The sequence below is a fragment of the Hydrogenimonas sp. genome (assembly GCF_029933015.1).
In the GTDB taxonomy this organism is placed as follows: domain Bacteria; phylum Campylobacterota; class Campylobacteria; order Campylobacterales; family Hydrogenimonadaceae; genus Hydrogenimonas.
On sequence record NZ_JAOZOZ010000117.1, the window covers coordinates 1 to 5103 of the forward strand.

A 5103-nucleotide genomic window follows, 5' to 3' on the forward strand; every position below is an offset into this window, starting at 1 on the left:
TAGCGTGTCATTTTTCTCTTTCGTCGTTTCAAAAGAGCGAAGCCCTTTTTGTCATTATGGGTCATTTGTGCGCTTCGCGCCCGGCGATCGCTGTATCATAGCGAAATACCCCATAATGACAGCGAAGCGAAATGACCGCCGCGCAGCGGCAAATGACCACAAAGGAGTTTTATGTGCCTGATCCTCACCGTCGTCTTTCTCGTCCTGGCCGTCCAGGCCTTCATCGCTTCCGACTGGCCCTTCGCCCTTCTCTACTCCGTCATCGCCCTCTTTTTCGTCTGGCTGCTGCAGAACAACGTCAAGGCGATTTTGAAGCACAAAGGCAGATGCTCACCGGACGGCTGTTCTTTTTTTGATCTTTTCCGATTTAAATCACGCAAACAGTGAGCGAAGCCCACTGTTTGGCGGGGACTGACCGTCCCCTGCACCCCCCTAAAGCTACGAAAGCTATCGCTTTCGAGATGATGTTGCAAAAACTGCAACATCGGAAGACCGCTTTTTTGCTTGAAATGACCTCAATAAAAGCCAGATGATGGCGATCTCGGTGAAAAGTAGCAGCCAGTGCAGGTAGTAGACCTGCCGGGCGTGCTCTTCGATACCCCATATCCACACCAGCAGCTTGTAAAAAAGCCACGACACCAGCATCCCCGCCAGATATCCCGCCTGTTTGGCCATATCGAGCCATGAGAGGATCTGCTTGCGATTCAGAAAGAGCGTCTCCGCCCGCACCAGATAGCTGCCGAACATGAAGGTCAGCTGATACCCGGCATAGACGAAAAGTGCCGTCGCGAATCCGTAGGGCATCGCCAGATACCAGACCACCAGCACCAGCATCACCAGCTCCACGAAGAGGGAGATCTTGAAAAAGGTACGGAGATTGAGAATCTTTTCGTAGTAGCGCGCCACGACCAGCATCCCCACCGCCAGCACGATGCCGCCCAGCGAAAAGATGGAAGGATCCAGCACCGCGTAGATCGTGAAGATCGCCCCCACCGTCAGCCCCATGAAAAAGGAGTTGACCCCTTTGTAGCGGATGTAGTTTCGTGGGAGAATCTTCAAGGCTTTCGCCTTGTAACGGGAATCGGAAATCGGAAATCGGAAAACGAGGCAAGACCGTTTTCATCATCCCAATGACCAATGACCAATGACCAATGACCAGTCAATACTCTATCCCCTTCCTCGCCATGACACCCCGGTCGTAGTAGTGTTTGATTTTCCGCATCTCCGTCACCAGGTCGGCGGCGTCTATCAGCGCCCGCGACGCCTGCTGTCCCGTCATCACGACCTCCACACTCTCCGGTTTGTTCCGCAAAAATGCGAGTACGACGGACTCTTCGACGAGTCCGTATCTGATCGCCACGGCGATCTCGTCGAGTACCAGCAGATCGGGTCGGAAACTCTTTAGATGCGTCATCGTCTCCGACCAGAGATGACGGGCCATTTCGAGCTGTCTCTCGCTGGGTCTGCCGATGATGAAACTGTCGTCCCACTCCCGCAGTATCACGATATCTTCGCCGCCGCAGCGGCCGAGCATCTCCACTTCAGCACTTGGTACACTCTTCATGAACTGTACGAAGAGGATCCGAAAGCCGCTGCCCAGCGCTCTGAGTGCCAGTCCCGTCGCCGCCGTGGTCTTTCCCTTGCCGTCGCCCGTATAGAGCTGTATCCATCCCTTTTTCATGGCACTATTTTATCCTATTGGAACCCACCTTACCAATCCCATGGCCGGAAACGGGGATTTTCGAGATGGGTTCTATGCTACAATCGCGATATGATGAAGATGACGAAAGAGCGCGAGGGTGAACTCTACGCCTTTTTGCTGAGCCTTCTGGAGAGCTGGTTTCCGATCCTGACGATCCGGGCCATCGCCTACGTGGGCGCGATCCATACCTACGCCTACGCCCTCGTCGTCGCCATCCTCTTTTTCCTCATACTTTCGTGGAGGCACGGAACGCTCGGCAGACTTCTGGACAAAGAGGCGCGCAGGGATCTTCTGCTGACATCCCTTTTCATCACCCTGATGTTTCTGTGCATCTACATCGGTCTGCGCTACACGACAGCCGGCAACATGTCGCTGATCATCTTTACGCAGCTCTTTTTCGCCTATCTCTACTTCAACGTTCTCGGCGACGAAAGGATGGATCCCCTTCACACTTTCGGCGCCTTTTCGATGGGTGTCGGCGCCATGATCGTCCTCTTTCCCGAAGAGTTCGGCGGCCTCAATCCCGGCGATGCGCTGATCCTGCTGGCCGCCGCCATCGCCCCGGTGGCCAACTACTACCAGCAGCGGGCCAGACGTCACGTACCCAGCGAAACGGTGCTGCTTTTCAGGTATCTCTTCGCCCTGCCGCTTCTGCTTGTTTTCGCCCGTCTCTTCGAACCGGACCCCGATGTCGGAAAGATCCTTTCGGCCCTTCCGTGGATCCTCGCCAGCGGTCTGCTGGTGATGGGCCTCGCCAAAATCCTCTGGATCGAGGCGCTGCATCGTCTTACGATCACGAAGCTGAGCGCCATGACGGCGCTGATCCCCCTCTTCACGCTGCTTTTCGCCTATCTTGTCCTCCGGGAGGTCCCGACACTCCGGCAGCTTCTGGGTGTCCCCTTCATTATCGCGGGCGGGATCCTCCTAACCCGACCCGAAACTCAGTAGAGGATCGGTTTCTCCTTGTCGTAGGAGATCTCGAAGAGCACCCGCAGATCGGCGTGGGATTTGGGAGGCAGCGTCACCTCCATCTCGAGCCGCCCCTTTTCCAGGAGTCTCTTTTTGAGCGATTTGTCGCACTCGACGCTCAGGAGTTTCACCTTGACGTCGCTGCGGACCGCCAGCGGAATGCGCTCGATAACTTTCAGCCGTTTCGTCTCGTTGGACTGGTTGAGCAGATGGATGACATAGCCGTCCTTTTTATGAACGGTACCGCCGAAAAAGCTCTCTTTCTCTTTGAGAATCATCGGCTCCTTTCTCACCACCAGATCCTCGTCCACCGACACGAAGAGCGTGTAACGCCCCTTTTCATAATCGCCATAAACTTCCGAAGCGACGAGAAGGCCGTCTTTTCGGATTCGCCAGCGGTTCGCCTCGACCGGCGCTTCGGGTTTGAAACGGATCACCCGGTAGACCCGGCTGTCACGGTAGGGGTAGACCGCCTCCTCCCGCTCGGCGGGCAGTTTCCACCTGCCTGCGGCGATGGTGACACGCTCGCCGCTGGAGGGGAGTTTCAACCCGTCGATGCGGTAGTTTCTCGCTCTGTCGCTCTCGACCCTGCCGTACTCCATATCCTCCGCCATCTCGTATACAGGAGCCGGAGCCGACATCGTCATACTCTTGGCGACGCGCATCTTCGGCGTCTGCCTGTCACGGATCACCCAGGGAGAGAAGCGGATGGGAGAAAGACGCCGATGCATCGGCTCGTAACGGAGCGTCGCGGTTTGTGCGTCGATGTCGATGCCGCTGCGGTTTCTCAGGACGATATTCCGGGTGACGGCGATGCGCTTCTCATCCGAAAGATCCGCTTCGTATTCGATGCCGAAAGAGATGTAGTTTCCGGGAATGGTCAGCTTCAGGGGCTTGTCGCACGCTTTGGCCAGATGCTGCGCCTCCAGCATGGGGGCCTGCTTCAAAAAGTTCTCCCGACGCCACTTCATCTCCTTGTCGGCACGCTCCTTTCTCTTCTGCATCGCCGAATAGTTCCGGGCCGCCTCTTCCGCCATCGCCATGACCGCTTTCGGATCGGCGGTTTTCACTTCGGCGCGCTTCATCAGCGTCTCGATGTAGTGCATCCGCTGAAAGGCGTAGGCGCTCTCCAGACCCCAGCGCTCGATCGTCGCCTTCTCGCGGCAAAGACGACTCTCTTTGGGACACTCCGCGGAGGGCACGATGCTCAGACTGCGATCCCCGCATTCGGCTTTGGCACGTTTGGGCAAAAAGCCCAGAAAAGTTCCCGAGGGCTCGAACGTATAGACCGCGCCGTCCCTGTAGAGATCCAGCGTCGCCGCCTGAAGCGACAAAACCGCACCCACCGCCATCCAGACAGGAAAAAACCTTTTCATACAACCTCCTCACTGCGCCTTTTCGGCACGAAAAGCCGCGACCTCACCCTCTTCGATACGGATATCGAAGACGATGGGGTTGCAGCACACTTCACAATCCTCGATCCCCTGAAACCGCGTCAGACCCCCGTCTATCAGAATGGAGATCCGCTGCCAGCAGCAGGGACAGACGAAAAAGTACTCGATCATGCTCTATTTTACCTCATCCCCGTGAATCATTCGTGAAACGACCGCCTCTTTGCTCACCAGCTCGTGACGGATCACCCCGGCGATATGGAGCCCGACGAAAAGAAGCAGCGGCCAGAGCAGCCACTCGTGCAGCTCCTTGACCCAATGGACCGCCTCTTTTTCGAAACCGAGCGCATCTTTGAAGTAGTAGAAAGCTCCCGTCACCGTCAGCAGGGCAATCGTCAGGCAGAGCAGCAGATGCACCCCCGTTTTCATCTTCTCCTGTGCTCCCTCGGCGGCCAGAAGTTTCAAAAGCGGCATCTTCGCCTCTTTCGTCACCATAAGCCAGAGGCGAAGGGCGATGGAAAGGCCCAGGAAAAGGGCGAAAACATAGTGCCACTCCCACATCGGCGCCCGGATCGCCTTCGCCGCGGCGATCGCCTGATCGGATCCCAACGCCACACCGAACGACGCCAGTTTCTTGGTCAGAATCGCCGCCATCTCCTTTTTGTCCAGAAACGTTTCCCTCAGCAGTACGGTAAAGAGAAGCCCGAAGATGGAAAACGCCATCATCCAGTGCCAGAGCCTGAAAAGCGGTCCGAATTTTTTTGCCATTGGTTTTACCCTTTTCGAGTGATTTGCCCTATTGTAACCCATAAAGGAGAAAAAATTCAATCACGCTTTCCTCTTCCGTTCAACAGAAAATCCCGGTTTGGGTATAATAAAAGTGAAACCATAATTCAAAGGAGAGAACATGTCCGTCGTCAAAGTTATCGAAGTGATCGCACAGTCCAAAAAGAGCTGGGAGGATGCGGCCGCCAACGCCGTCAGTGAGGCCTCCAAAAGCGTCGACAACATCAAGTCCATCTACATCCAGGACATGAGCGC

8 protein-coding genes are annotated in these 5103 nt (G+C 55.9%); 3 read left to right on the forward strand and 5 right to left on the reverse strand.

Features of this window, described 5'->3' with window-relative positions; all coding sequences use genetic code 11:
- The first annotated feature begins 171 nt into the window (after window positions 1-171).
- Window positions 172-387 (forward strand): hypothetical protein, encoded by a 216-nt coding sequence (locus Q1K23_RS07555; RefSeq protein WP_300363535.1) that lies wholly within the window; start codon window positions 172-174, stop codon window positions 385-387.
- 60 nt (window positions 388-447) lie between these two features.
- Here Q1K23_RS07555 and Q1K23_RS07560 read toward each other — a convergent pair whose 3' ends face one another.
- Together Q1K23_RS07560 and Q1K23_RS07565 are read right to left on the reverse strand one after the other, a co-directional pair.
- Window positions 448-1059, reverse strand: a complete 612-nt coding sequence (locus Q1K23_RS07560) for a hypothetical protein (RefSeq protein WP_300363536.1) — start codon at window positions 1057-1059, stop codon at window positions 448-450.
- Window positions 1060-1159: 100 nt separating this feature from the next.
- Complete coding sequence (locus Q1K23_RS07565; protein ID WP_300363537.1) at window positions 1160-1681, reverse strand: cob(I)yrinic acid a,c-diamide adenosyltransferase; 522 nt, start codon at window positions 1679-1681, stop codon at window positions 1160-1162.
- 93 nt (window positions 1682-1774) lie between these two features.
- Here Q1K23_RS07565 and Q1K23_RS07570 point away from each other — a divergent pair, with 93 nt between their 5' ends.
- A complete protein-coding gene (locus Q1K23_RS07570) occupies window positions 1775-2650 on the forward strand; it encodes a DMT family transporter (protein ID WP_300363538.1) in 876 nt (291 codons plus the stop codon).
- Here the strand turns inward: Q1K23_RS07570 and Q1K23_RS07575 are convergent.
- The 3 genes from Q1K23_RS07575 to Q1K23_RS07585 are packed head-to-tail and all read right to left on the reverse strand — an operon-like array spanning window position 2644 to window position 4830.
- The gene (locus tag Q1K23_RS07575) at window positions 2644-4047 is read right to left on the reverse strand and encodes a DUF4139 domain-containing protein (RefSeq protein WP_300363539.1); all 1404 of its coding nucleotides are present in this window, start codon (window positions 4045-4047) and stop codon (window positions 2644-2646) included. The two genes, Q1K23_RS07570 and Q1K23_RS07575, sit on opposite strands and share 7 nt — an antisense overlap.
- Window positions 4048-4056: 9 nt before the next feature.
- On the reverse strand, window positions 4057-4236 hold the full coding sequence (locus Q1K23_RS07580; protein ID WP_300363540.1) for a CPXCG motif-containing cysteine-rich protein: 180 nt from the start codon (window positions 4234-4236) through the stop codon (window positions 4057-4059).
- Between the two features lie 3 nt (window positions 4237-4239).
- A complete protein-coding gene (locus Q1K23_RS07585; RefSeq protein WP_300363541.1) occupies window positions 4240-4830 on the reverse strand; it encodes a cytochrome b/b6 domain-containing protein in 591 nt (196 codons plus the stop codon).
- Window positions 4831-4969: 139 nt separating this feature from the next.
- Between Q1K23_RS07585 and Q1K23_RS07590 the strand changes: the two genes are divergently transcribed.
- The coding region (locus tag Q1K23_RS07590; protein ID WP_300363542.1) for a dodecin family protein at window positions 4970-5103 on the forward strand (134 nt) is incomplete at its 3' end.

Excerpts from the sequence above, each read along its gene's own strand:
- Q1K23_RS07555 (WP_300363535.1), top strand. The coding sequence starts at position 172 with ATGTGCCTGATCCTCACCGTCGTCTTTCTCGTCCTGGCCGTCCAGGCC.
- Q1K23_RS07565 (WP_300363537.1), bottom strand. The coding sequence starts at position 1,681 with ATGAAAAAGGGATGGATACAGCTCTATACGGGCGACGGCAAGGGAAAG.
- Q1K23_RS07570 (WP_300363538.1), top strand. The coding sequence starts at position 1,775 with ATGAAGATGACGAAAGAGCGCGAGGGTGAACTCTACGCCTTTTTGCTG.
- Q1K23_RS07575 (WP_300363539.1), bottom strand. The coding sequence starts at position 4,047 with ATGAAAAGGTTTTTTCCTGTCTGGATGGCGGTGGGTGCGGTTTTGTCG.
- Q1K23_RS07580 (WP_300363540.1), bottom strand. The coding sequence starts at position 4,236 with ATGATCGAGTACTTTTTCGTCTGTCCCTGCTGCTGGCAGCGGATCTCC.
- Q1K23_RS07585 (WP_300363541.1), bottom strand. The coding sequence starts at position 4,830 with ATGGCAAAAAAATTCGGACCGCTTTTCAGGCTCTGGCACTGGATGATG.